The sequence below is a fragment of the Ornithinibacillus liuyingii genome (genome assembly GCF_055550225.1).
Window position 1 is genome coordinate 79,160 of record NZ_JBPWOS010000009.1, and the last position, 22,692, is coordinate 101,851.

Here is a 22,692-nt window from a genome sequence, read left to right on the forward strand (position 1 = left end):
GCAAAAAAACTACCATTCGATAAAGGAAGAGCGAATGAGTTTTGCTACTAAGTTTATGCGAGAGCGCATCACAGATTTCGTACGCATAAGGGGAGGCGTAATTGTAATGCTAAGAGGATTTTATACTGCTGCAAGTGGAATGATTTCGATGCAAAGACAACAGGAAGCTTTAGCGAATAATATTTCCAATGCTAATACTCCTGGTTACAAAGCAGATCAAGCGACGCTACGAGCGTTTCCTGAGATGTTAATGTACCAAATGGGGCAAGAGACGCTTCCAACCAAACAACCAAAAAACCTACCAGTTCAAAATCCCATTGGATCTTTGAACACAGGGGTTTATGTGCAGGAATATGTGCCAGATTTTGTTCAAGGTGCTTTAAGGGAGACAGGAGTTTCCACGGATCTTGCATTAATTGATGGTGTATTCCCTGATGAGACTGGAAGCATCTTTTTCACCGTGCAAAATGAAAATGGTGATCCACGTTATACAAGAAACGGTAATTTTACGGTTGATGGACAAGGATTCCTAGTAACAACGGAAGGATATTATGTTCTGAACCAAGCCGGTAACCCGATTCAAACGAACGGGATGGAATTTATCGTGACACCTGATGGGCAGCTTCAATTAGGTGGGCAACAAATCCAGCTTGGAATTGCATATACACCGGATGTCAATCAGTTAGCTAAGGAAGGAAATGGCCTATATAATGGGGAAGCAGGGCCAGTACCTGCAGGGGCTACGTTCTCTGTTCAACAAGGCTTTCTAGAACAGTCTAATGTTGATTCGGCACAAACGATGACGCAAATGATGGAAGCTTATCGTACGTTCGAAATGAATCAACGTGTATTAAAAGCATATGATGAAAGTTTAGGAAAAGCAGTAAGTGAGATTGGGCGAATCGGATAATTACTAGTGGAGAAGGAGGGAACCTCATGTCTAGGTCTATGATTCAAGCAGCAGTAACCATGAATCAGCTCCAACAAAAAATAGACGTTATTGGGAATAACTTGGCAAATAGTCAGACGACCGGATACAAGGCAAGACAAGCTGAATTTTCTTCCTTGTTGTATCAACAAATTAATAATTTGAATGACCCAGCGAACGCTGAAGGTAGATTAACACCGGATGGTGTACGTGTCGGATCGGGTGCAAAGCTTGGTTCCATTAATATTGATTTATCTGTTGGTTCTCTTCAAGAGACTGGTCGTGCCTTAGATATTGCATTATTACAGCCAAATCAGTTATTCCAAGTTTCGGTAACCGAGAATAACGTAACAGAAACACGTTATACAAGAGACGGTTCATTCTATCTAAGTCCAATTGCGAATAACCAAGTCATGTTGACAACAAAAGATGGTGATCCTGTACTAGGAACAACAGGACAAATCATTTTTGAAAACGGATTTGATGATATTCAAATTGCAGATAATGGATTAATTACCGTAAAACGAGGAATGAATACGGAAGTCGTTGGGCAATTAGAAGTAGTCGAAGCAGTTAGACCAAGACTTTTAGAGGCTACTGGCAATAACAATTTCCGATTGCCAACAGATTTAGCGGGACTTGGGTATAATCAGGCAGAAATTATTCAAGAGGTACCAGCACAGTTAAAAAGTGGTACTCTGGAAACATCGAATGTTAATATGGGTAAGGAATTAACAGATCTAATCACGGCTCAACGTTCATATCAATTTAATGCAAGAACAATTTCCATGGGCGATCAAATGATGGGATTAGTAAGTCAACTACGTTCGTAATCCGAATAAGTATTGACGTGCATATCAAGAATAACTTATATTTAGATAAATAATGATTTGTATGGAAATAGGTGAACCAAGTTATGACCACAACGAACCAAGTGGAGAAATCGAATGAAGAAAAATCTACTAGAAGCAGGCGTTTGGAAGTAACCGCAGAAGAAAAAAGTGGTGCAAAGAAAAATGACACAGCGGAAAAAAAACAATCCAAACCACCGGTAAATAAAGAGGAAAGTTCTTCTAGTAAAAAAGCTTCTACTGCTAAAAAGCAACGGAGGAAGAGGTCTGCTAATGCTGAAGCGGAGTTAGACGAAACGTTACAGCAGACTAGGAAACAACAAAAGAAAAAGCGAAAAGAAGAAAAACGTAAGAATAAAAAACCAAGATTACGTATTTTTCCAATTTGGTTACGTCTTATTGTTGTTGCAGGCCTTAGTGTAGTTGCTTTTGCCGCAGGATTAATGATTGGTTATGGCATAATAGGTGATGGGGAACCTGGTGATGCATTAAAATGGGAAACTTGGCAGCATATAATTGATATTGTGAAAAAAGAAAACTAATGAATTGGACCTGTACTACAGATAAGTACAGGTTTTTTATATTTTTTAGAAGGAAAAATTACCCAAAATGTAGAAATAGGATACAAAACCTATTTCGAAATGAGGTGCGTGGATGTTTTTTCTTCAAATGTCAGGCTTTCCTGGTTCGGGAAAATCAACATTAGCAAGAGAGATTGCCCTCCAAACAGGTGCGGTTTTAGTAGATCATCATCTGACGAAAACGGCATTACTAGAAGAAATACCTGATATTGATACAAAACAAGCTGGTAAAGCTTCTTATAAAATGGATTGGGCAATTATTGAGGCGAATCTTTCTATAGGAAATAGTGCCATTTTAGACAGTCCTTGTCTATATCAACCGATGATTGAAAAGGGAGAACGACTTGCGGAGCAATATAAAGCTAAATACAAATATGTGGAATGTTATCTGGATGATTTTCAAGAAATCAATCATCGTCTTAAGCAGCGAGAAAGCTTACCTAGTCAGATAAAGGAAGTCAGCTCAGAGGTTGTTTTTCAAAGCACGCTCCGCAATAGTAAAAAACCAATGAATCATCCAATTTTAGTTATTGATACGAAAAAAAGATTGGATACATATATACAAAAGGTGATGGATTATGTAAAAGCATAAATTACTAATACCTACTACTATTATCTGGTATAATAGAAGAAACATACAAAAAGGAGCGTTTTAACTTGGATATTAATGAAATTAAAAATACGATTCCACATCGCTATCCCTTCTTATTAGTAGATAAGGTTCTTGAAATGGAAGAAGGAAAGCGTGTAGTCGGTTTAAAAAATGTAACAGTAAATGAACCATTTTTCCAAGGACATTTTCCAGATTATCCTGTAATGCCGGGGGTATTAATTGTCGAGGCTTTAGCCCAGGCTGGTGCTATCGCTATTCTAGGGAAAGAAGAAAATCGCGGAAAGCTTGGATTTCTTGCCGGTATTGATAAATGCCGCTTTAAACGACAAGTAAAGCCAGGCGACCAGCTCAAACTAGAGGTAGAAATCGTTCGTGTGAAAGGTCCAATCGGAAAAGGTAAAGGAATCGCAACAGTTGATGGTGAATTAGCTTGTGAAGCGGAAATCACCTTTGCTATTAAATAAAATTAAGAATGCTGCCTTGAAGGTAGCATTTTTTATTTTCTCCAAGGTTTCGGAACTAAAAAGATAATAAAATATTCTTTCTTCCTATAAATACATTAAATTTCCGTAAAAAAATCCGTATCAGATTTGTTATAAAGGGGTAAGCTATTTCCGAAAGTTATTACTACAAGGAGGAAATGTCATGAACAAAAAATGGCTAATTAAACTAGGGGCACCTGTTTTGGCATTATCGCTTATGGCGGCATGTGGAAATAATGATACTGAAGATCCCATTGAAGATGAAGCGCCGCTAAATCAGGAAGACGATAATGGCCTTAACAATGGTTTAGAGAACGATGGTACGAATGATGGTACTGGAACAGATGGTGGTATGGGTGATGGCCAAAACGGTGGTACTGGAACTGATAATGGTACCGGTACTGGCGATGATGGACAAATTAATAATGATGACAATTTATTAGAAGATGAGAATAACAGAAGAGACGACGAAAATAATCAATAATGATGAAATAATCCCCTCTGCACAGTAGGCTAAGGGGATTTTTCATGGTTATAACCGAATATCCACACTTTTACCAAGTGTTGGATGGGGAGCTTGTTGAACAGATTGACTTAGCATCTCCGTCAATTGTGCTCCCTGCTGCTGCATGAGATCTTTAACATTGGCTATCATGGCTAGGCTAGCATCTGAACGAACTTGACTATTTGCCATCACCACTGACATTGCTGCAATATCCATCTTAAAAAACCTCCTCACCCGATACATCAATTGTAACATACTTAACTTTATATGAAACCATCGATTCATCAAGGAGCGTAGAAGAGCGAGGGAAGGGATTATTTGCTGTTGTAGGGTCGTATGAACAAGTGAACAGGTAACATTTGAGATAGAAACGGTCACAAGGTTGTATGAAAGGGGAGCATCTATCGCGGGCCTGGTCGCATGGAAGGGAGAAACGGGTGCATCAAAATAAGAAAAGGTAACAAGGTTTTCAGGAAAGGGAGCATCTAACATGTGCCCGGTCGCATGAAAGATAGAAACGGGCGCAACTAAATCAGAAACGGTCACAATTACCGTGAGAAAGGTAGCATCTCCAAGCACCCGAACACATAAAAAATAGAAACGATCACAACATAATCAGAAAATGCCCCAAAAAAGAGCGCACCTACCCCTTACCCAAGCCTATCCACAATAGTTTAAAACCTCATACAAATAAACAAGCATGCTAATCTATTTATCTACTTTTTTTATATGTACCTATGATAAAATATAAGCATCATGTAATTTCAAATGCTTTATGCGATGAGGTGTGAATTATGAATGAAAGATTTTCTGTTTCTTTAGCAAATTATTTACGAGCACGGTTTGCTTTTTTGTCAATCACGACGTGGGAAGAGGATCGACTTATTCGTGATATTAAAGAGGTATGTTATGAGCCTGAACTAATCAAAACTCCGCGGAAGGTGTATACATGGAGTGTAACCGAAGGGTTAGTGGATGACGATGGAAGAGCGAATCATAATACGAAGCAGCCACTACCAGCTCTTGATCAAATCGAAAAAATAGATGAACCATCTGTTTTTATTCTGAAGGATTTTCATATTTATTTAGGTGGAGAAAATAGAAATCCTGATTTTAACATTGTCCGTCGCATCAGAGATCTTGCATCCGTCTTAGTGAATAGTCCGGTACCTAAAAATGTTATTTTTGTTGCTCCTTCATTTTCTATTCCATTGGAACTGCAAAAGGATATTATTATCGTAGATTACGGATTACCTACATATGATGAAATTAAAAAAGTATTACATCAAATGATTGAAGCGAATAAAAATAATTCTAGAATTCAAATTAATTTAAATAAGGAAGAAGAAGAAAAACTTATTAAGGCTGCATTAGGGTTGACGATACAAGAAGCAGAAAATGCTTTTGCTTTATCGATGGTTTATGATGGAAGATTAGATATTAATACAGTGGAGCACGTACTTTCTGAAAAACAGCAAATCATCAAGAAGAACGGTTTGCTTGAGTATATACCTCAAGATCCAAGTATGGAAGATATTGGTGGGTTAGAAAATATAAAACGGTGGTTAAGAAAACGGGACAATTCATGGTTAGAATCTGCGAGTGAATATGGCCTTCCTGCTCCTAAAGGCTTATTAATAACTGGAGTACCGGGATGTGGAAAAAGTTTAATTGCGAAGGCTGTCAGTTCCTTGTGGAGGCTTCCACTTTTAAAACTGGATATGGGGAAAATATTTAGTGGTATTGTGGGCAGTAGTGAGGAGAATATGCGCAAAGCGATTGAAACCGCGGAAGCAATTTCACCTTCTATTCTTTGGATTGATGAGATTGAAAAAGGATTAGGTGGAACCAATACTAGTGGGGATAGCGGTACTTCCACGCGTATTTTTGGTACGTTATTAACATGGATGCAAGAGAAAAAAGAACCTGTATTCCTAGTCGCCACTGCAAATAATATCCAAGCATTACCTCCTGAGTTACTTAGAAAGGGTCGGTTTGATGAAATCTTTTTCGTCGACCTACCTACACATAAAGAGCGAAAAGAAATCTTTAAAATTCATATTGAGAAACGGTTAACATCTGATAAAGTAAGAGGACATTTTCAACTTAGTGATTTAACCTTTGAAAAATTAGCAGAAGCCTCAGAAGGGTTTATCGGTGCAGAAATTGAGCAAGCAGTTATTTCTGGATTATTTGAGGCATACTCGGAGAAACGGTCACTTCAGGAAGAAGATATTTTAAAGGCAATTGAACGAACGGTTCCTTTGTCGATTACACAATCTGAACAGATCCGTTCTATTCGGGAATGGGCAAACGTCCGAGCGGTTGCGGCAACTCCTCAAGATGATCGAATAGATTATCATCAAGTTATGCACAAGGAAGAGCCAAAAGAAGCGCCGGAAGACGAAGATATTTACCGGTCACGGGGTGGAAGGACTTTAGATTTTTAAGCCTGAAAGGAGTTTATATAAATGAGTTTATCTGTTGTACTTGTTCCGCTTGCTCTTGCAGCAGCAAATTCTGCAGTTTCATTTGCTATAAAGGATAAAGTGGAAGAAGGAGTTCTGTACAGAATTGAGACAAACATGAAGGATGAGAGTATATTAGCAGAAGCGTTAAAAGGCTTCGGCTGCCAAGTGGAATTGAATGAACAAACATTCCATTCGACTATCGGGGAAATTCAAATGGCGTTCCAGCAACAAGAAGATGGGACATTTAGTGGAATCTTTAATGAAAGTGTATCAACCGATGAAGCGACCGAGTTTCTACAAGATGTACAGAAGGAGTATATAAGAATCGTCCAAAAACAAACATATGAAAAATTAATGGCACGAGCAAAAGCAGAGGGATTAGTACTAGAACAAGAAAGTACAAATGAGGATGATTCCATTGTGTTGACTTTTCAGGTAAAGGAGTCGTTAAAGATTGAGTAAAAAAATCAAATTTGAAATAACACCAACAGGTGAGATTCGAGTAAAAACACTCGGAATGAAGGGTGAAGAATGTTTAAGCTATGTTGAATTAATGGAAAGATTAGCTGATGCAACCTCGATAGATTCGGATTTTACAGAAGAGTACTATGAGACTAATATAATTCAAGAGCAACAAATTCGGCAGCATAGTAACTTGAAAGGGGAGTAGAAGGAGATGGATCCAATTACCCCTTTTGGGCGGAAATGGGAATATCGACACTCCTTGTGGCTTAATTGGTTATTTGGCCCATTTTTACTAACAGGATTTATAAGTTTTCTCTATATCGGAATTCGTACGAAGAAAAATAAGTGGATTATTGCAGGTGTTATTTACTTTATTGTAATGGCCCAATACTTTTTTTACTTTGGAAACTATGACAGTGATTCGACTTTTTTTAATTTATCAATTCTGTTGGTATGTGCGGGGTGGGTTGCTGCCTGGGTGCATGCCTTTCAAGCACGGAGAGAATACCTACGGATTATAGCACTCCAAGTCATTAATGATCCTTTACGTCATACACCGCCATATATAGTGAACACAACCTATCCGTTTCCAGGTGCGAAAGAACCATTTGAAAACATAAAACACGTGAAAAAGCAGAAGACCTCTACTTCAGTTACGGAACAAAAAGAACCATTTGTTATTAATATTAATGGTGCTAGTATGCAAGAAATTGCGTCCCATCCTTATATCGGGAATATACTTGCAAGGCAGATAGTACAAGTTCGTGATAAGGTTGGGGAATTCAAATCATTTGCACACTTAGTCGAAGAAACGAATATGAAGCCGCATATTATCGCAAAAGCGAAGCCATATATTCAGTTTAGTGAGGAACTACAAACAACTCCAAGCAATTGGGAAGATAAAGAGAAAAAACCATCAGGCTCAACTGTGAAAAAAGAGCCTACCTCAGGAAGGATTGTCGATTACTAATGGAAGTTAATTTACATCGTTATTTACCATTTACTACTTCCGAAGGCCCTGGAAAAAGGGCGTGTGTATGGGTACAAGGCTGCCCCATCCATTGTAAAGGCTGTGGTGTTCCATGGACCTGGAATCCGAGAAAGGGAACACCTACATCTATAGAATTTCTATGGGAAGAGATTTTGAAAAGTAAGCAGGAGCATGATATTGAAGGAATCACCTTTTTAGGTGGTGAACCGTTTGAACAAGCTGAGGCCTTAGCTATTTTAGCAAAAAGAGCACAGAAGATTGGTCTTACTGTCATGACCTTTAGTGGCTACTATAAAGAGCAGCTAGCTGAATTAAATAAGCCAGGTTGGGAAGCGCTATTGGCTGCAACGGACCTGTTTATAGACGGCCCTTATGAGATGGATAAGCCAGATAAGGAACGACCTTGGATCGGGTCCACCAATCAACGGATGCATTTTTTAACAGATCGCTATCAATCTATTAAAGAAGATATTAATGCAATACCAAACCGATTAGAAGTTTATATAAATAGTGACGGCACAATCGAGGCTAATGGTATGGTCCCATCAGATACTTGGAAACGCATATTAAAAGATTTGTAACGTGGATATATAATCTTCTTATTCCAGGAGAAATCATAAAAAAATACACCTGTAAGCGATATATAAATTCTCTCCATAAGTATACAGATTATCTGTTTATCTTAAGGAGAGCATTTGCCGTGGGATAGGGCACGTGGAGAAAGTATCCGGCGCGCCTGGTCCCATGAAAGAGACAAACGGGCGCATCTAAATCAGAAAAGGTCACAAGGTTCCCGTGAAAGGTAGCATCTACCGCGCACCCGGTCCCATGAAAAAGAAAAACGGGCGCATCAAATCCGGAAAAGGACAAAAGGTTCCCAGGAAAGGTAGCATCTACCGCGTGCCCGATCACATGAAAAAGAAAAACGGACACATCAACCCAAAAAAAGTCCCAAGCCCCCAGCAAAAGGAGCATCTCCCCCAATCCCATGTACATCTAACAACAAACCAAATAAGCTTACAGTTGTGTTCTTCTTCTTTTTCCAGATGTTTTCCACATAATTTGATTCAATACCTCTGAGAACATAAGTCCCATGGCTATGCCACCTGCAAGTAGCATGACCTTTGTTGAATATTGAAATGCATTATAGTAATCGTTCTGGACAAAGCTTCGCATGGCGTTATATGCCATTCCACCCGGAACGAGTGGAATAATGCCAGAAACGTTAAATATAATAATTGGTGTTTTGTACATTTTGGCAAACATTCGGCTAATGACAGCGACTAGCATGGCACCTAGAATTGTTGCTGCTACTGGGTCCATTCCATAGTCAACTAATACATAATAGACGATCCATCCGGCCATTCCATTAAGTCCGCATTGTATTAATACTTTCTTTGGTGCATTAAATAAAATGCCAAATCCTAGCGATGCTACAAAGCTTGTCGCTAGCTGGGCAAGAATTCCCATATCATAACCTCCGATACCCATTGAGACATGAATTCTATTCTAAACCAAACCCCACTGAAACTGCAATCGTCTATCTAAAATAGGTTTAAACACTGACTAGAGAATTGGTCCTCTCATAAGGACACCCCCCAGATGCTAAATAAATGCTAATATAACAGCGATTCCGGCACCAATGGCAAAGGCGGTTAGTAGTGCTTCCACACCTTTTGATAAACCAGCGACCAGATGCCCTGCTAACAGATCACGTACTGCATTGGTAATGTGTAATCCAGGAACGAGCGGCATGACGGCACCAATAATAATTTTATCAAGCTCTACTCCGATTCCAGTTTGAATGAAAAGGGCGGCTAGTAGCCCAATCATAAAGGAAGCAACAAATTCAGAGATAAAGCGAATTTCTACCAGTTTATCAAACCAAAGAAATCCAATAAAACCGATTCCCCCTGCAAGGAATGAAGGGATAAAGTCTGCCCACAGACCTCCGAACATGATGGTAAAGCTGCCACTTGCAAGGGCAGCAATTAGCACCATGATTGGATTGGAATATAAGGACTTTTTCCCCTCTAGCTGTTGTAGTTCTTTTAATGCTGCTTGTAAATTTAATTCACCAGAAGCGATTTTTCTTGAGACACTATTCACTTCCGCAATTTTATTCAAATCCGTTGTTCGCTTTTCTATCCGCATCATATTGGCAGGCTTTGCTATATCGATGGAAAAATTAATTGCAGTTGGCGTTGCATAACTCTGTGAATTATCTAGACCAAATGCCCGTGCAATCCGATTCATCGTATCCTCCACACGATACGTCTCCGCACTACTTTCCAACATAATTTTTCCAGCAAGCATACAAACTTCGGTGATTCTCTCCTGCTTATTCAAAAATAATCATCTCCGTACAAAAATTCTCTCCCTATTATAGTAGGGATTCGGTTGGGATGGAAGGGATATTTCAATAAAATTGTTTGGTAATAGGCGGGATTTGAAAGTATGACGGTCCCTTGGAGAATGGTTACCGTTCTCACCACTAACATCAAAAGAAAAAACCTTCCGAACTAAGGAAGGCTTTCAGGCTTGCGGTAAGATTAAAAACAAACCAACTAACGCTATTAATGGAATGGCATTTGCCAGGGCGATTCCGATTAGGGAGAACGTCATGACAGTTTGCTTCGCATTTTCTGGAACGCCCACGAAGCGTTGAAGGAAAATGAATAATGGTGAAAATACTAGAGCGAAAATAACGATGATTCCAGGAATATATAGTTCTTCTATAGAGGCAGCAGGCGTCAAGTCCATCAAGCCAAAGATGACCAAAATCATGGGGATAACTTCTGCAATAGCGACACCGATGAAGAACTTCGTATGGATGGCTGCAGTATTTTCAGGGTTTTCTTTGAGTTTTTCGATGTTAATTTTAAAGACTAGTAGAATAGAAACACATGCAAGGATTGCTGCAATCGCGAACAGGTAAGCACTACTCATTTTAAATCACCTTCATTTCAGAATCTTTTTTCTTTGTATCATGGGTATCATAGCATAGGTTTTACTAGTGCTCAACCGAAAGTTAAAGCCAATCTGGTATTTAAGAATAAAACTATTGTCGAATTAGAATTCTCTGATGAATATTACTTAGTATCCATCGCACATTTTCTAGATTATTTAGCCTATTTTTGATCGCACTTAATTGTAAAAACATGCAGAATATTGTAGATTCATCTAAATATACAGTTATATTTAACTAAGACTTTAGTAACTTGTCCAAGTTTTTGGAATTCTCTATTATTAGAGGTACTAAGTTTTTAGGCTACTAGATTTAGTAGGGGGGGCTAAAGACTTAAGTCAAAACTTTTTAGAGGAGGAAGAAAATGCTTAAGAGAATTTCGGTATTATCTTTAATATTTCTTTTAGCGTTTAGTACGGTTACCTTTGCAGCACCGGGTGACATTGTCGTTGATCGTAACCTTGAAAAGAGTGATCTTTCCAAGGAATTAGCAGAGACAATCGATCCTAACGAAATCGTTCGTGTCACGGTTGAAATAGACGGTGAGGCACCGATTGAAAAAGCTACAAAACAAGGAAAAAAGTTTGGTGACTTAAGTGTAGCTGAGAAGAAGAAACTTCTAAATGAAGCGAAAGAAAAGAAAAATAAAGCCAAAAAGGCAATGAAGGATAAGAAAATCAATGCAAAGGTCCTTCATGAATTTGATACTGTGGTGAATGGCTTTAGTGCTGAAGTGAAATACAGTGACATGGAGGAATTAGAAAAACTTCCTAATGTAAAAAGTGTTGTCATTTCAACTAAGTATGAGCGACCAATTGATGAACCGAATATGGCCAATAGTAAGGAATTAGTACAAGCACAGCAAGCTTGGCGTGACTATGGTTTTAAAGGAGAGGGTATGGTTATCGGGGTAATTGACTCTGGTGTTGATCATACTCACCAAGATATGGTGCTTTCAGAAGGTGTTTCTGTAGCCTTATCTGAAGAAGATGTAAATCAAAAGATACAATCAGAAGGTTTACCTGGTCAATATTACACAGAAAAGGTTCCTTATGGATACAACTATATGGATCAAAACCATAATTACACAGATAATTATCCTGGTGCATCCTCACATGGTATGCATGTAGCTGGTACTGTTGGTGCAAATGGTGAGGCTAATGGCGGGATTGACGGAATTGCTCCAGATGCACAAATTTTAAACTTTAAAGTATTTGGGAACGACCCAGGTATGCAATATACGTATGGAGATATTTACATAGCGGCCATTGATGATGGGATTAAATTAGGCGCAGATGTACTAAATATGAGCTTAGGATCAGCATCTGGCTTTGTAGATAGTCAAAATCCGGAGCAATTAGCTGTTACACGAGCAGTGGAAAATGGTATTGTCATGTCTATTTCTGCTGGAAACTCTGCATTGTTTGCTGATGGGTTCTTCTATCCATATGCATCTAATCCAGATTATGGAGTTAGTGGTTCTCCAGGCTTAGCATATGATTCGTTGCAGGTTGCGTCGTTTGAAAATAGTTTCATGACAATTGATGCATTACAATTTGCAATTGAAGGTGGAGAAAGTGGCGTTGCGGCATATATGTCTTCAAGCCAAACAGATCCAGTAGTAGGCAATACGTATGAACTGGTAGAAGCAGGTCTTGGTCACCCAGAAGATTATGAAGGGAAAGATCTGGAAGGGAAATATGCGCTCGTTCAGCGTGGAGAGATAGACTTTGTAACGAAAGCATTAAATGCACAAGAAGCAGGAGCATCAGGTGTTATTGTATATAATAATACAGATGGCATGGTAAATATGGCAACTGATCCTACAATAGTGATTCCACAGGTATTCTTATCGAAGGCAGATGGTGACAAACTAAGAGACGCACTATTAAATGGACAAACTGCAAGTGTTACCTTTACTGGGGAACAGACATCTGTACCAAATGCAGAAGCGGGACAAATGAGTGAATTCTCATCTTGGGGATTAACACCGAACCTTGATTTCAAACCAGAAATTACAGCACCAGGTGGACAAATTTACTCTACATTAAATAATGGTGAATATGGTGTGAAATCAGGTACATCTATGGCAGCTCCACATGTCTCTGGTGGTAGTGCTTTAGTATTGGAACGTGTAGATAATGAATTTGGATTTGAGGGTAGAAATAGAGTTGAACTAGCTAAGAACATTTTAATGAATACATCTACTCCTGTAGAGTTTGATGGGGCATTCGTATCGCCGCGTCGTCAAGGTGCCGGCTTAATGCAACTTCACTCAGCACTTTCAACTCCTGTAGTAGTGACAAATGCTGAAACAGGTGAAGCAAAAGTTGCATTGAAAGAAATAGCTGATAACCAAGTTAAATTCGAATTAACAGCAGAAAACTATTCGGATGAAGCGGTAAGCTATGAGGTACGTGCAAATGCACAAACTGATACACCAGTAAGTGCTTCTGGATTTATGGTTACAGCACCGAATTTATTGGGTGCCCTTGATTTAGGTGCAGTTACAACGGTTAATGGGGAAGCAAGTAGTACAGTGGAGGTCCCGGCGAATGGTACAACCACATTTGAAGTAGCGGTTGATGTTAGCGAGTGGGATGAAGATTTGCAATCCATCTTTACTAGTGGTTATTGGTTAGAAGGATTTGTTACGTTAACAGATCCAACTGATACTAATCCAGAACTAACGGTACCTTATGTAGGATTCAAAGGTGCGTGGGATGAAGCACCAATCTTTGATGCTCCATTATGGGATCCAATGTCATATTATGAAATGACTGGAGTAGTAACAACAGTTAATCAAGGATCATATGACTACTTAGGTCAAGACGCTACTAATCTAGCATTTTCACCAAATGGTAATGGTGTACGAGATGATGTAGGTCTAATCCTATCATTCTTAAGAAATGCGAAGGAAGTTAGCTTCAATGTTCTAGATAAGGATGGTAATCTTGTAGAAACAATTTACACCGAATCGAATATACGTAAAGATTACTATGATTCTGGTCGAGCATCCTATTATAAGGTTTCTTCTGATTGGATGTGGGATGGAACGATTGATGGAAACGTAGCACCAGATGGTCAATACTACTTACAAGCAGTTGGAGTTATTGACTATGAAGGAGCTAGAGAACAATCTATTGAAATTCCAGTATTATTAGACACACAGGCACCAACCGTAACATCTGATATCCGACGCGGTAAGCGTGAAGCGCTAATCATGGTAGAAGATGGACAAGGAAGTGGAGTCAGTGAGTTTGAAATCAAGGTAAATGGAGAACCTATTGAAATTCTTGAAGGGGAAACACAACAACTCATTACAGATCTTCATCCAAGCTCAGTAGTAGAAGTAACGGTTACTGATAATGCGGGTAACACTACTTATGAAAGAGTGATGGGACCACAAGGGAAGGCAAAAGGTAAAGTGAAGGTCTTACAATAAACGTACAAAAAAACATACTGAGACTAGTGGGTAAGGTCATCGACGGTTGACTTTGCCCACTATTTTTCTTTTTAGTTTTATGCGCTAACTTTCATGTTCAGTTTATCCTATGTTAGAAATAGTTTTGCCCCAGCCTATTCTTCAAACGGGAACCTTCCGAAATGTAGCGCAAACTATCATTAATTTCATTACTCTTCATTTAATCTGTACCAGTCTGTTTAATTCCAAATTTTACTTCAATTTACACACTCTTCACAAACTCTCCATATACACTTAATAGTCTATTTCTATACTTGTAGTAACAAGGAAATCGTAGACTGAGGGGGAAGTTTAATGACGATTCGAGGTATTGCTCACCGAGGTTATCCTGTGAACTACCCAGAAAATACACTATCGTCTTTTCAAGCCGCGATTGATTTAGGATTTTCTCATATGGAATTAGATGTTCATATGAGTAAGGATGGTATTCCTGTTGTCATGCATGATCATACGATTGACAGGATGACGAACGGAACTGGAGAGATTCGTCAATATACACTAGAGGAATTAAAGCAATTTACAATTCATTCTGAAGAAAAAATCCCGACTTTAGAAGAAGTGTTGGCCATAGCTAAAGATCGGATTATCGTTTCAATCGAATTAAAGAAGCCAAAACTATATCCCGGTATTGAACAGAAAATATATGACATAATCATGAAATTCGAGATGGAAGATCAAGTGTATGTTATCTCCTTTAATCATGATTCCTTATTAAAGCTACGTGCGATATCAGATGAAATACACTTAGGCCCTTTAGTAAATAAAGTTCGTCCATCCCATTTTAGACTCATTAAGAAGATGAATGCTCGGTACTTTGCTGTGAATTGTAAGGCGATTAAAGAAAAGCACATCAAAAAGTGTGAAAGCATGGGAGTTCAATTAGTGGTCTGGACGGTAAATACTATAGAACAAATGAAGAGCTTTAAAGCGTACCCATCAATTTTAATTACTACAGATGAATTGGAAAGGTATAAGGCCTTATCTTTAGGGTAGAAGGGGAAGGTGTTTTAGAAAATGAAACGTAAATCTTATTTGAAAAGGTTAGTTTACTTCATGTTTTTTCCAGTTTTGATTTTGCTAATACTGAAGAGTTTTCGGAGAGAACAGTATGTCAGAATTTGAAAGGAGCCTCCCTAGGATTATTCCATCGGGAGGTTCCTTATGTTGTCTTTATCATAGTGTAAATAGAAAATCTCCAGCGAGAATTAATTTGCCAGAGTATCGTTACTTCGATATAATTCTACATAGTAAATGATGAAATGTAATGGGAGAATACTATGTTCAATTATATAGATTTAGCAATTGCCTTTATCATAGCTTTGCTATCCACCTTCTTATTAACTTTTGTAGTGAATAAGTTTGCGGTAAAAATTGGTGCGGTGGATTTACCGAATGACAGGAAAATCCACAAAAAGATAACTCCGAGACTGGGAGGCTTAGCGATATTTTTGGGGGCCTTTCTTGGAGCTTTATATCTACAGCCACAGGACCAACATTTAATTGAAATATTATGTGGTGCAATTGTAATTGTTATTACAGGTGCATTGGATGATCGGTTTACCCTTCGTCCAATACCTAAGCTAACTGGTCAATTGATTGCTACTTCGTTCTTAGTATCTAGTGGTTTAATAATAGACAAAGTTACTCTTCCGTTTATAGGACAAGTCGAATTAGGTTTTATGAGTGTATTAGTAACTGTTATTTGGGTAGTAGGAATAACGAATGCCATTAACTTAATTGATGGTCTGGATGGATTAGCTACTGGTGTTACGACAATCGCATTAATAAGTTTATTTGTTATGGGAATTATTGATGGACGTCTAATTGTAGTCTACCTGTGTATTGCGTTAATAGGTGCAAACCTTGGATTTCTATATCATAATTTCTATCCGGCTAAGATTTATATGGGTGATACAGGATCTAATTTACTAGGATATATGATTGCAGTTATTTCAATTCTTGGGCTGTTTAAGAACATTGCTTTATTTAGCTTTGTTATACCGATTATTGTATTGGCTGTACCAATATTCGATACACTATTTGCTATTGTAAGGAGAATGTTAAACAAGCAAAGTATTTTGAAGGCTGATAATAAGCATATTCATTACCAATTGCTTGCTGCTGGTTATAGTCATCGTAAAACAGTATTAATCTTATACGGAATCAGTGCTATCTTCGGTACGTTGGCCGTGATTTTTAATGAAGTTTCTATAACAATGAATCTTGTTGTTATAATTATATTGCTATTCTTGCTACATATTTTAGCGGAATTGGCTGGACTTGTTTTTGGTGGGAAGCGTCCTGTACTAGATACAATTGTTAAATTGTTTAAAAGAAAAGTACCAAACCAAGAGCAATAGTGGATTTTAATACATCTAAAGTATTCGATTTAATTAGTATGTATTATACTATTCCTAAAAGGTTGCTTTATCATGGTTGTATAAAGTTGACCCTAAAAGTTAGACAAACAGTCTGACTTTTAGGGTTTTATACTAGAATAAGGAACTTCAAAATGAGAAATATTTCAGGATGGGAACTAAATCGTGTTATATTTACCAATCTTCTTTTATAAAGAGTGAATAAGATTGAAAGAATGGAATGGGGCTAGTTAAATATTTCTTCACTTAACCAGGATGCACCTTAATACTAATGTGTATATACGAGTAATTTTTTTATAATTATAATTTTTCCTTCTGATTTTATATTATTTATATTATACTAGTCTTTAGAGGTGAAGAAGGAGACATGCCACTAAATTACACAAATTCAATACCACTTCATATTCAATTGAAACATGAGATAGAAGAGAAAATTTTTAACGGCGAATATATTGGCAAAATTCCTAGTGAACGGGAACTAATGGACGAATATTATGTTAGTAGAAGTACTGTTAGAGAAGGGATTGCTCAGCTTGTAAGAGAAGGGGTTCTTGAAAAGCGACCTGGTAGAGGTACGTTTGTTAAATTAAGACCTATTAATGATTGGCTTGGAAATTTAAGTAGCACTTCAGAAATCATTGAAAGAATGGGTATGACTCCTGGTGCTAAATTAATTGAGCATAATATTATTGAGCTTAGTGATAGTTTACATGAACTGACGGGTTTAAAGGATGCATATTATTTCAAAAGAATCCGGTATGCTAATAATATTCCTATTGGAATAGAAAAACATTATTATCCAGTTAATATCGGGCAGGAACTTATCAAGTTTGATTTGAATAAAGAAGCGTTTTATGAGTTGTTGGAACATAAAATAGGCATCAAGCCTTATGCGGCGGAACAAATTATTAAGTCTAATAAAGTTTCTATGGAGGATGCTAGGTTACTTGGAGTATCCCCAACACTGAGTATGCTTAATGCAGAGCGTAAAATTACTGACATTGATAATAACTTTGTTGAGTTTGAAAATGCCTTTTATCGCTCAGATATGTATTCGTTTAAAATAAATCTATCTAGGAAAAGCAATTAGCTAGTCCAAGATAGATTTATTTGTATCAGCTGTAAACTAATCTATTTGGCTTTCACCATATACTAAATTACCGTTTAGGAAAGTAGCTTTTACATTAATATCCTTAATATCTTCTTTGTCTATACTTAAAGGATCTGCATCAAGAACAGCAAAGTCTGCTAACTTTCCAACTTCAATACTTCCGGTATTTTCTTCATCAAAATTTAATATAGCGCCATATATGGTCATCGATTTTAATGCAGTTATTATATCAATTTGTTGATTTGGCCCCAAGACTCTATTAGACGAAGTTAACCTATTAACAGCTGCCCATACCGAGAACAATGGAGAAATTGGTGTGATTGGACAGTCTGAATGTAATGTGAATAGTAAATTATTACGGATAGCATCTGCTAAAGGACTTATTCGTCTTGCCCTTTCAGGTCCCAAAAACAACTCCTCATGTCTATCCCCCCAATAATATACATGATTAATAAAGAAAGAACCTGCAACTTCTAAGCTTGACATTTTTTCTAAGTCATCTAAAGTAGCTGTCTGTACGTGTTCAATGCGATGCTGGTGTCTCTTCCTAGGGAATTTGGAGATTGCATTTTCATAAGCTTGTAGGATAGATTCAATGGCACGGTCTCCGTTCCCATGAATAGCTATGCGAAAGCCCTTTTGATGCAATTGTATTATCTCTTCTTGAAAATCCTCTTGTGGATGGATTAGATTACCTAGTAAAGCTTTATTATTATGGTAAGGCTTCCGAAGCGCACCTGTTAGTCCTTGAATTGAACCGTCCTGAAACATTTTGATACTATCCAATTTTACTAATCCATTAGATTTAGCCATAAGCTCATTATTTAATTGTTCGGGTGAATAACCTTCAAAAGGAGCTCCTTCACGCAGTAACGTATGCATAATCATAAGCCTTGTTCGCATTGGATTCTCTCCAGTCTTTGCTGCTAACAGATGTACATTTAAATCGTCTACATTACTTACCATTGCATCTGTATTTGTGGTTATTCCTTGGCTTAAGTATTCTTTAGCTGCATGTTTAAGATGGTCTAATGATTCAGTTACGGACTTTTTAGGTAGGATGGAAGTTATAGGGTCCATTGCACCATTTTCATATAGCACCCCATTCACTAAACCATTTTCATACCTGCCGTAATGTCCACCAGATGGATCTTCCACATCTTCAGCTATACTAGCTAATCTTAGTGCCAAAGAATTGACATAAGCTAGATGTCCAGAAATATGTGTTATTATAACAGGGTTATCTGGTGCAACTCTATCTAACTCGTGTCTAAGGATATGTCGCTTCTCAGAAATCATAGTATCATCAAATCCGTAACCTTGAATCCATTCACCGTTAATAGTATCTGCTGCTGCCTTTTCAATTTTGTTTAGAATGTCATAAATTGAATGGTTTGGTGGTGTACTACAATTAACTTGGGAACGCATTAAAGCATACATTAATATATGATTATGGGTATCAATAAATCCTGGAATTAACGTATCCCCTTTTAAATCTATCACCGTAGTTCTTTCATTTATCTTGATATCTCCTTTTGACGGTTCTGGAGTATCCCAAATACCTACGATTTTCCCTTCTGATATCGCCACTGACCCAGCAACCCGGTTATTGCTATCTAACGTTAGCACATTAGCATTTTTAATAATTAGTGTAGCATCCATTTTTTACATATCTCCTTTTCTTGCAGTTAACTTATTTTTAAGTCTGAGTTTAAGTCCTCTTCTTTTACTTCTTTCATGGAATAGAAGTAGGCTGTTACATGTTCATCCTTGGAATGTTTAGTTAATAGGCTGACTATTACTAGGATTACGATAGAAGATGTAAGGCCTGGTATGATCATATGTAAACCGAATGGATTATTAAATATACTCCAAATTACAGCTACAAGTAAGGAGCCAATTACGCTAGAAATAACACCTGCTTTTGTAGCTCGTTTCCAAAACATTGCTGCCAGAACAGGCATTACCATCGTAATAGCTGATAAGGATAAAGCAAAGGAGTAAATTTCGATTACATCGGTAATTAATAAAGCGACTAATAGCCCAAGTACTGCCATTCCAGCTACAGACAATCTAGAGACTTTAAGTACTTTCTGCGTGTCTGCTTTAGGGTTAATCCATCCTTGATAAATATCTTTAGAAATGTTCAAGGCACCACTTAAAAGGAAGGATGTAGCCCCTGTTAATACAGCAGCAAACAAGGAAACCATAAAGATACCACCAATTTCAGGAGGGAATACCTCTGTGAGAAATGCGGTATAAACTAGGTCAGGGGCAGTATTATCCGGTAGTGATTGGCGAGCAATAACCCCAATTCCTATAGAGAATATCGCAATAAAGAAAGTTATGATGAAACCAATAGAAATAGCTTTCTTTGCAACTTTTTCAGTTTTGGCTGCAGAAATTCGTTGCCAGGTTGTTTGCCAAACTAAATAGAAGGGGCCAAATATTATTAAGTAATTAATTAGCTCCGTTGTGCCCATACTAAATAAATCGAAATATTGTTTTGGTGTGTTTTGTACGACAACATCGATTCCTCCGACATAATGAAGCCCCATTAGAAACATGATAATAAGACCTACGAGAATTAAGATTGACTGGACAGCATCTGTCCATGCAACACTGGGTAGGCCACCCATTAAAGTGAATGCGACAGAAATAACAAAACCTAGGAGCATTGCGTTTGTAAGAGAAATATCAATGATTGAGCTTAGAATAGCACCCATGCCCACAATTTGCATACCAAAAGTTGGTGTCATATATAAAATACTAATAATTAATGATGGGATAATTCCTGACGCTCTACCATACCTTCTTACAAATAAGTCTGGTAAAGTATATAGTTTAAGCTTACGTATAGTTGAACCAAGTACGAACACTAATAGTATCGAAAAAAGAGCAACTGGAAAATTGGTTAAAAACCACCCCATACCGATCTCAAATCCCTTACCAGCGCTTCCAATTACTGCTGCAGAACCTAAGGATGTTGCGATAATACTTCCACAAATCGGGAAAAATCCTAAACTGAAATTAGCCATGGTATAATCATCCGCAGTTTTAATTTTTCGTGAATAATATATTCCAACTGCAGTAATGAGCACAATAAATGTTATAACCCAAAATAAGTACCAATTCATATCGTAACGCACCTTTCTATAAGTAGTTTTCAGTACCCATATTTCAAAATTCTAAAGTAAAAGTATATTTTCGTGAAGGTTATCGGGATGTTCGAACTGGCTGAACTGGTACGGACGTTCGGACAACATTGTCCCAATTCAGATCATAAATTAACATATATATTGAAGTATTATCGATATTTAAAGGAGAATGTTCATGAAAGAAAGAACGACGTTAGATAAATCCCTTAAGCCCCATTGGGTTTGGGCAATAGCATTAGGATCAGCGATAGGATGGGGAGCTTTCGTTCAACCTGTAAACTGGATGTCTACAGCCGGTCCCTTAGGTGTAATATTAGGTTTTGCTATTGGTGGACTATTAATGATTTTAATTGCTGTCAGTTATGGATTTTTAATTAAATCTTTTCCGGTATCTGGAGGGGAATTTGCATATGCATATGTTAGTTTAGGAAGGACTCATGCATTCATTAGTGGATGGTTTTTAACGCTAGGGTATATATGTATTGTTGCATTAAATGCATCTGCTCTTGCTTTAATGTTTAAGTTTGTTTTTCCAAAGTTTATTCAAAATATGCAGTTATATGAAGTTGCTGGATGGGATGTATATTTTACAGAAATAATTGTTGCAACAGTAGCGTTAGCCTTATTTGGTTATTTTAATGTAAAAAACACTTCATTTTCTGGTAGGTTACAATTTATTTTCTGTTGCGTTATGATATTAGCCATTGTAACACTTACTTTCTTAGTCGGTTCCCAGCCTGGAGTGGGATTTGCTAATATCGAACCGTTGTTTCCAACAGGTACAACAGCTTTTGCTGCTATAATCTCTATTGTAGCAATTGCACCTTGGGCATACGTAGGATTTGACAATGTTCCTCAAGCTGCCGAGGAATTTAACTTTTCTACTAAAAAGGCATTCGGCCTAATTGTATTTGCAATTATTGCCGCAGCGATATTGTATAGCTTAATGATCATCGCAACTTCGATGGCTGCACCTTGGACAGATTTAGTAGATGCAGGACATATATGGGGTACAGGAGCTGCAATTCAAGATATATTAGGTACTACAGGATTGTTAATATTAGTAGTTGCACTTTCAATGGGAATATTCACAGGTCTAAATGGGTTTATCCTATCATCTAGTCGTCTATTATTTGCAATGGCCCGTGCGAAGTTTATTCCAGAGGCATTTGCAAAAGTGCATCCTAAATATAAAACGCCGTACTGGGGGATTATATTTACGGTTATAATTGCTTTATTTGCACCTTGGTTTGGTAGAGAGGCATTATTATGGGTAGTTGATATGTCATCGGTAGGCGTAACCATCGCATACTTCTATTCCTGCTATGCTGCATTTACGTTTATTAGAAAAAGTAAAGCAAAGTCAACTTGGAAAGTAACGGTGTCAATCTTAGGAATGGCAGCTAGTATTACATTCTTAGTATTATTATTGTTCCCTGGTTCACCAGCATTTTTGGGAATTGAGTCAAGAATCGCATTGATTGCTTGGATTGTACTAGGTTTAATCTTCTACTTGATAAAGAGGAAAGATATAAATAATATTCCAGAAGAAGAACTTAATTACTTAATTTTGGGAAATAAAGAAATAAAGCCTTTAAAAGAGTAAAAATATTATAAGTCCCCCAAGGGTTAGTGTGAAAAAATCTAACTCTTGGGTTTTTTTATGACAAAATAGGATTTCGTCATTAATTAAAGGTATGAATAGC

The 22,692-nt window shown here is 37.5% G+C and carries 22 protein-coding genes; 16 read left to right on the plus strand and 6 right to left on the minus strand.

The window, feature by feature from the left end; translation table 11 throughout:
- Positions 1-106: 106 nt before the first annotated feature.
- The 6 genes from ACSKT4_RS13240 (at position 107) to ACSKT4_RS13265 (ending at position 3,939) form a co-directional block, all read left to right on the plus strand.
- Positions 107-910, plus strand: a complete 804-nt coding sequence (locus ACSKT4_RS13240; RefSeq protein ID WP_186868355.1) for a flagellar hook-basal body protein — start codon at positions 107-109, stop codon at positions 908-910.
- 26 nt (positions 911-936) lie between these two features.
- Positions 937-1,761 carry a flagellar hook-basal body protein gene (locus ACSKT4_RS13245; protein ID WP_211741137.1) on the plus strand — a complete coding sequence of 275 codons (825 nt, stop codon included), beginning with the start codon at positions 937-939 and terminating at the stop codon, positions 1,759-1,761.
- Positions 1,762-1,844: 83 nt separating this feature from the next.
- Positions 1,845-2,321 (plus strand): DNA-directed RNA polymerase subunit beta, encoded by a 477-nt coding sequence (locus ACSKT4_RS13250; RefSeq protein ID WP_211741138.1) that lies wholly within the window; start codon positions 1,845-1,847, stop codon positions 2,319-2,321.
- Between the two features lie 112 nt (positions 2,322-2,433).
- Positions 2,434-2,952 carry a P-loop nucleotide/nucleoside kinase family protein gene (locus ACSKT4_RS13255; RefSeq protein ID WP_211741139.1) on the plus strand — a complete coding sequence of 173 codons (519 nt, stop codon included), beginning with the start codon at positions 2,434-2,436 and terminating at the stop codon, positions 2,950-2,952.
- A 65-nt stretch (positions 2,953-3,017) separates the two neighbouring features.
- Entirely contained in the window at positions 3,018-3,437 is a 420-nt protein-coding gene (gene fabZ / locus ACSKT4_RS13260; protein WP_186868359.1) for a 3-hydroxyacyl-ACP dehydratase FabZ, read from the plus strand.
- Between the two features lie 181 nt (positions 3,438-3,618).
- Positions 3,619-3,939 carry a hypothetical protein gene (locus ACSKT4_RS13265; protein WP_186868360.1) on the plus strand — a complete coding sequence of 107 codons (321 nt, stop codon included), beginning with the start codon at positions 3,619-3,621 and terminating at the stop codon, positions 3,937-3,939.
- A gap of 48 nt (positions 3,940-3,987) precedes the next feature.
- Here ACSKT4_RS13265 and ACSKT4_RS13270 read toward each other — a convergent pair whose 3' ends face one another.
- Complete coding sequence (locus tag ACSKT4_RS13270) at positions 3,988-4,176, minus strand: YjfB family protein (RefSeq protein WP_186868361.1); 189 nt, start codon at positions 4,174-4,176, stop codon at positions 3,988-3,990.
- Positions 4,177-4,754: 578 nt separating this feature from the next.
- On the opposite strand from ACSKT4_RS13270, the gene ACSKT4_RS13275 reads away from it, so the two are divergent.
- From ACSKT4_RS13275 to ACSKT4_RS13295, 5 genes are read left to right on the plus strand one after another with little or no spacing between them, the layout of a single operon-like run.
- Positions 4,755-6,410, plus strand: coding sequence for an AAA family ATPase (locus ACSKT4_RS13275; RefSeq protein WP_465823561.1), 1,656 nt, complete (start codon positions 4,755-4,757; stop codon positions 6,408-6,410).
- 21 nt (positions 6,411-6,431) lie between these two features.
- Entirely contained in the window at positions 6,432-6,893 is a 462-nt protein-coding gene (locus ACSKT4_RS13280) for a hypothetical protein (protein ID WP_186868363.1), read from the plus strand.
- Complete coding sequence (locus ACSKT4_RS13285) at positions 6,886-7,101, plus strand: DUF2997 domain-containing protein (protein ID WP_186868364.1); 216 nt, start codon at positions 6,886-6,888, stop codon at positions 7,099-7,101. Before ACSKT4_RS13280 ends, ACSKT4_RS13285 begins: the two co-directional genes overlap by 8 nt.
- 6 nt (positions 7,102-7,107) lie before the next feature.
- Entirely contained in the window at positions 7,108-7,866 is a 759-nt protein-coding gene (locus ACSKT4_RS13290; RefSeq protein WP_186868365.1) for a helix-hairpin-helix domain-containing protein, read from the plus strand.
- Positions 7,866-8,468 carry a 4Fe-4S single cluster domain-containing protein gene (locus tag ACSKT4_RS13295; protein WP_465823562.1) on the plus strand — a complete coding sequence of 201 codons (603 nt, stop codon included), beginning with the start codon at positions 7,866-7,868 and terminating at the stop codon, positions 8,466-8,468. The genes ACSKT4_RS13290 and ACSKT4_RS13295 overlap by 1 nt, the downstream gene beginning before the upstream one ends.
- Before the next feature lie 436 nt (positions 8,469-8,904).
- On the opposite strand, the gene ACSKT4_RS13300 is transcribed toward ACSKT4_RS13295, so the two are convergent.
- The 3 genes from ACSKT4_RS13300 to ACSKT4_RS13310 all read right to left on the minus strand — a co-directional run bounded on the left by ACSKT4_RS13300 (position 8,905) and on the right by ACSKT4_RS13310 (position 10,836).
- The gene (locus ACSKT4_RS13300; protein WP_465823563.1) at positions 8,905-9,378 is read right to left on the minus strand and encodes a threonine/serine exporter family protein; all 474 of its coding nucleotides are present in this window, start codon (positions 9,376-9,378) and stop codon (positions 8,905-8,907) included.
- A gap of 114 nt (positions 9,379-9,492) precedes the next feature.
- On the minus strand, positions 9,493-10,236 hold the full coding sequence (locus tag ACSKT4_RS13305; protein ID WP_246521272.1) for a threonine/serine exporter family protein: 744 nt from the start codon (positions 10,234-10,236) through the stop codon (positions 9,493-9,495).
- Between the two features lie 186 nt (positions 10,237-10,422).
- Complete coding sequence (locus ACSKT4_RS13310) at positions 10,423-10,836, minus strand: hypothetical protein (protein ID WP_465823564.1); 414 nt, start codon at positions 10,834-10,836, stop codon at positions 10,423-10,425.
- 383 nt (positions 10,837-11,219) lie between these two features.
- Between ACSKT4_RS13310 and ACSKT4_RS13315 the strand changes: the two genes are divergently transcribed.
- The 4 genes from ACSKT4_RS13315 (at position 11,220) to ACSKT4_RS13330 (ending at position 17,807) form a co-directional block, all read left to right on the plus strand.
- Positions 11,220-14,300: a S8 family serine peptidase gene (locus tag ACSKT4_RS13315; RefSeq protein WP_465823565.1), complete on the plus strand. Its 3,081-nt coding sequence runs from the start codon at positions 11,220-11,222 to the stop codon at positions 14,298-14,300.
- Between the two features lie 333 nt (positions 14,301-14,633).
- A complete protein-coding gene (locus ACSKT4_RS13320) occupies positions 14,634-15,332 on the plus strand; it encodes a glycerophosphodiester phosphodiesterase (protein ID WP_465823566.1) in 699 nt (232 codons plus the stop codon).
- A 284-nt stretch (positions 15,333-15,616) separates the two neighbouring features.
- Positions 15,617-16,699 carry a glycosyltransferase family 4 protein gene (locus ACSKT4_RS13325; RefSeq protein ID WP_186868371.1) on the plus strand — a complete coding sequence of 361 codons (1,083 nt, stop codon included), beginning with the start codon at positions 15,617-15,619 and terminating at the stop codon, positions 16,697-16,699.
- A gap of 385 nt (positions 16,700-17,084) precedes the next feature.
- The gene (locus ACSKT4_RS13330; protein ID WP_186868372.1) at positions 17,085-17,807 is read left to right on the plus strand and encodes a GntR family transcriptional regulator; all 723 of its coding nucleotides are present in this window, start codon (positions 17,085-17,087) and stop codon (positions 17,805-17,807) included.
- 36 nt (positions 17,808-17,843) lie between these two features.
- Here ACSKT4_RS13330 and ACSKT4_RS13335 read toward each other — a convergent pair whose 3' ends face one another.
- A complete protein-coding gene (locus tag ACSKT4_RS13335) occupies positions 17,844-19,490 on the minus strand; it encodes an amidohydrolase (RefSeq protein ID WP_465823567.1) in 1,647 nt (548 codons plus the stop codon).
- 26 nt (positions 19,491-19,516) lie between these two features.
- On the minus strand, positions 19,517-20,965 hold the full coding sequence (locus ACSKT4_RS13340; RefSeq protein WP_186868374.1) for a sodium:solute symporter family protein: 1,449 nt from the start codon (positions 20,963-20,965) through the stop codon (positions 19,517-19,519).
- 196 nt (positions 20,966-21,161) lie between these two features.
- On the opposite strand from ACSKT4_RS13340, the gene ACSKT4_RS13345 reads away from it, so the two are divergent.
- The gene (locus tag ACSKT4_RS13345; protein WP_186868375.1) at positions 21,162-22,592 is read left to right on the plus strand and encodes an APC family permease; all 1,431 of its coding nucleotides are present in this window, start codon (positions 21,162-21,164) and stop codon (positions 22,590-22,592) included.
- The last annotated feature ends 100 nt before the right edge of the window (positions 22,593-22,692 follow it).

What these genes read in the sequence shown, in the direction of transcription:
- ACSKT4_RS13240 (WP_186868355.1), top strand. Translation starts at nt 107, where the DNA reads ATGCTAAGAGGATTTTATACTGCTGCAAGTGGAATGATTTCGATGCAA.
- ACSKT4_RS13245 (WP_211741137.1), top strand. Translation starts at nt 937, where the DNA reads ATGTCTAGGTCTATGATTCAAGCAGCAGTAACCATGAATCAGCTCCAA.
- ACSKT4_RS13250 (WP_211741138.1), top strand. Translation starts at nt 1,845, where the DNA reads ATGACCACAACGAACCAAGTGGAGAAATCGAATGAAGAAAAATCTACT.
- ACSKT4_RS13255 (WP_211741139.1), top strand. Translation starts at nt 2,434, where the DNA reads ATGTTTTTTCTTCAAATGTCAGGCTTTCCTGGTTCGGGAAAATCAACA.
- ACSKT4_RS13265 (WP_186868360.1), top strand. Translation starts at nt 3,619, where the DNA reads ATGAACAAAAAATGGCTAATTAAACTAGGGGCACCTGTTTTGGCATTA.
- ACSKT4_RS13270 (WP_186868361.1), bottom strand. Translation starts at nt 4,176, where the DNA reads ATGGATATTGCAGCAATGTCAGTGGTGATGGCAAATAGTCAAGTTCGT.
- ACSKT4_RS13275 (WP_465823561.1), top strand. Translation starts at nt 4,755, where the DNA reads ATGAATGAAAGATTTTCTGTTTCTTTAGCAAATTATTTACGAGCACGG.
- ACSKT4_RS13280 (WP_186868363.1), top strand. Translation starts at nt 6,432, where the DNA reads ATGAGTTTATCTGTTGTACTTGTTCCGCTTGCTCTTGCAGCAGCAAAT.
- ACSKT4_RS13290 (WP_186868365.1), top strand. Translation starts at nt 7,108, where the DNA reads ATGGATCCAATTACCCCTTTTGGGCGGAAATGGGAATATCGACACTCC.
- ACSKT4_RS13295 (WP_465823562.1), top strand. Translation starts at nt 7,866, where the DNA reads ATGGAAGTTAATTTACATCGTTATTTACCATTTACTACTTCCGAAGGC.
- ACSKT4_RS13300 (WP_465823563.1), bottom strand. Translation starts at nt 9,378, where the DNA reads ATGGGTATCGGAGGTTATGATATGGGAATTCTTGCCCAGCTAGCGACA.
- ACSKT4_RS13310 (WP_465823564.1), bottom strand. Translation starts at nt 10,836, where the DNA reads ATGAGTAGTGCTTACCTGTTCGCGATTGCAGCAATCCTTGCATGTGTT.
- ACSKT4_RS13315 (WP_465823565.1), top strand. Translation starts at nt 11,220, where the DNA reads ATGCTTAAGAGAATTTCGGTATTATCTTTAATATTTCTTTTAGCGTTT.
- ACSKT4_RS13320 (WP_465823566.1), top strand. Translation starts at nt 14,634, where the DNA reads ATGACGATTCGAGGTATTGCTCACCGAGGTTATCCTGTGAACTACCCA.
- ACSKT4_RS13325 (WP_186868371.1), top strand. Translation starts at nt 15,617, where the DNA reads ATGTTCAATTATATAGATTTAGCAATTGCCTTTATCATAGCTTTGCTA.
- ACSKT4_RS13330 (WP_186868372.1), top strand. Translation starts at nt 17,085, where the DNA reads ATGCCACTAAATTACACAAATTCAATACCACTTCATATTCAATTGAAA.
- ACSKT4_RS13335 (WP_465823567.1), bottom strand. Translation starts at nt 19,490, where the DNA reads ATGGATGCTACACTAATTATTAAAAATGCTAATGTGCTAACGTTAGAT.
- ACSKT4_RS13340 (WP_186868374.1), bottom strand. Translation starts at nt 20,965, where the DNA reads ATGAATTGGTACTTATTTTGGGTTATAACATTTATTGTGCTCATTACT.
- ACSKT4_RS13345 (WP_186868375.1), top strand. Translation starts at nt 21,162, where the DNA reads ATGAAAGAAAGAACGACGTTAGATAAATCCCTTAAGCCCCATTGGGTT.